Below are 1,927 nucleotides of genomic sequence, written 5' to 3'. Positions count from 1 at the left end.
GCGTCGCCCTGAACAACGCCCTGAACGGCAGCCCCGAACGAACGCTCAGGGCACGTTGGTAAAGCTGGCGTTGCCGAGCCCCGTGCCGATGGTCAACACGCCCCAGTGCCGCACGTCGCGCATGAAGGGCAACTCGCTCAGTCCCTGTACCACTGCGTCGTTGTGCATCAGTACCAGCGTCGGGCCCGAGCCCATCATCGGCATGCGGCGCCATACAGCGCTCGGCAAGTGGAAGGCCGTGCTCTCCCAGTCGCCTGGCAGGTTCTGCGCACCACGCGCTATCGAGCCGTCCTGGCGTATCAGGCCTGGGCAACCGATGCCGATGAAAGGCGCGAGCCGGATCTTCTTTTTCTCGCTGTACACCACCATGTCTTCCAGCATGTCGGCAATGTGCTCGACCATGCTGCCGCGGTTCGGGTCGTCGTCGGCGTGGCGCCACTTTTCGCGGCGGATCACCTTGGCCAGCGAGAAATCGGGAGCCTTGCGATGCCGCGTCTTCACGATGCCGCAACGCACGTTGGTGCCGCCGATGTCCACCGCCAGGATTGCGTCGTGCTTCTTCAGCATGGCCGGCGGCGTGAGGTGCACCCAGCCGATCAGGCCGCCGTCGTCGACGTTGTGCGACAGGCGGGCGAGCTGCACGTGCACGCCCATCTCTTCGAGGATGGCGCCGGCCTGCAGGATCGCGCGCTCGCCCACGTCGCTCTCCGGGAATCCGCCGCCGACCACGATGCGCTGCACTTTCTGCCACGAGGGTTGGCGCGTAAAGCGCTGGATCACGAAGGCCAGTTCCTCGGCAAATTCCTCGATGGCGCCGTGCATCATGTCGGCCGCTTCGGAGGCCTTGCTCTCCTGCAGCACGCGGTCGAGTTCCTTCTTGCTGAGGTCGCGCGAATGCGAAAGGCCCAGCGGGTCCTTGCCGCCGGTCTTGCGGCGGCGCTTGCGCCAGCGTTCGAGCAGTTCCCTGAACGCCGTCTGGCTGGCCTGGTCGCCGACAAAGCCGTCCTTGTCACGCAACTGCAGGCTGTAGCCGTCGACCAGCAGGCCGGGCAACTCGCGCAGCCCGTGGACGTCGGGGCCGGGCAGCTCGCTCCTGGCGGGCTCCGGCGGCTTGGAAGCGGTGGATCTGGACTTGGGCTCGGGCTTGGAGGGCTTGGACTTCATGAGGACCGACTATGGGCCGTTGCACGCCCCCGGCGCATCGGCTCCACCCACCATGGCGTGTAGGAGAGACGGACGGATGTGGCCGGCGATCAGGCGGTGGGCAACGACGCCACCAGCCGAGCGGCCAGCGCATTCGACTCACGCCGCGTGACCGCGTGCACTTCGAGTTCGAGCGGAAATCCCCGGGGCAACTCGGCCCAGGCAACGCCCGACGGCGCCAGCCGCTTCAACCCCGACTGCACGATGGCAAGCCCCAGCCCGCAGGCCACCAGTTCGAGCGCGGTCGAAGGCTCCGCGGCCTCGTGGCGAATGTCGGGCTTGAAACCTGTGCGCTCGCAGGCCGCGAGCATCTGCGCACGCCCCTCCGGCGCGGCTTGGCGGGGAAGAAAAATGAAGTGCTCGCCGTTCAACGCCTTGGCGCCGGCACGCCGGCCCGAAGCCAGNNGCGTGGTCCGCGGGAACGGCCAGCAGATAGGGCTCACGGGCCACGCGCCGGCTGGCAAGGCCGCCTGACGACGACGGCGGCGGCCTGTGCGTGAAACCGATGTCGATGTCTCCACGGCCCAGCGCCTCGAACTGCGCCGCGGACCGCGCGGCCTGCAGCTGGACCTCCACCTGCGGGGACTGCCGCTTCAGCGCGCGCAAGGCCTTGCGCAGCACGCCGGCATGAGCCGCGCTTTCGACATGGCCGATGGCGATGCTTCCGGCCTGGCCTGTCGCCTCGTCGCGCACGCGCGCTTCCAGCCGCGCTGAAGCCGACAGC

2 protein-coding genes and 1 pseudogene are annotated in these 1,927 nt (G+C 68.4%); all 3 read right to left on the bottom strand.

Features of this window, described 5'->3' with window-relative positions; all coding sequences use genetic code 11:
- Positions 1–45: 45 nt before the first annotated feature.
- A complete protein-coding gene (locus DBV14_RS31400) occupies positions 46–1,164 on the bottom strand; it encodes an ROK family protein (RefSeq protein WP_260397297.1) in 1,119 nt (372 codons plus the stop codon).
- An 89-nt stretch (positions 1,165–1,253) separates the two neighbouring features.
- Positions 1,254–1,646: a LysR substrate-binding domain-containing protein gene (locus DBV14_RS34095; RefSeq protein ID WP_260397296.1), complete on the bottom strand. Its 393-nt coding sequence runs from the start codon at positions 1,644–1,646 to the stop codon at positions 1,254–1,256.
- A gap of 58 nt (positions 1,647–1,704) precedes the next feature.
- Positions 1,705–1,824 (bottom strand): annotated as a pseudogene (locus DBV14_RS34235) (LysR family transcriptional regulator); the annotation flags it as partial.
- Positions 1,825–1,927 lie beyond the last annotated feature (103 nt).

This window comes from Variovorax sp. KBW07 (assembly GCF_003852515.1).
In the GTDB taxonomy this organism is placed as follows: Bacteria; Pseudomonadota; Gammaproteobacteria; order Burkholderiales; family Burkholderiaceae_C; genus Variovorax.
The sequence above is the reverse complement of the archived record's forward strand: the minus strand, read 5'-3'. Positions and strand labels throughout refer to the sequence as shown.

Excerpts from the sequence above, each read along its gene's own strand:
- DBV14_RS31400 (WP_260397297.1), bottom strand. The coding sequence starts at position 1,164 with ATGAAGTCCAAGCCCTCCAAGCCCGAGCCCAAGTCCAGATCCACCGCT.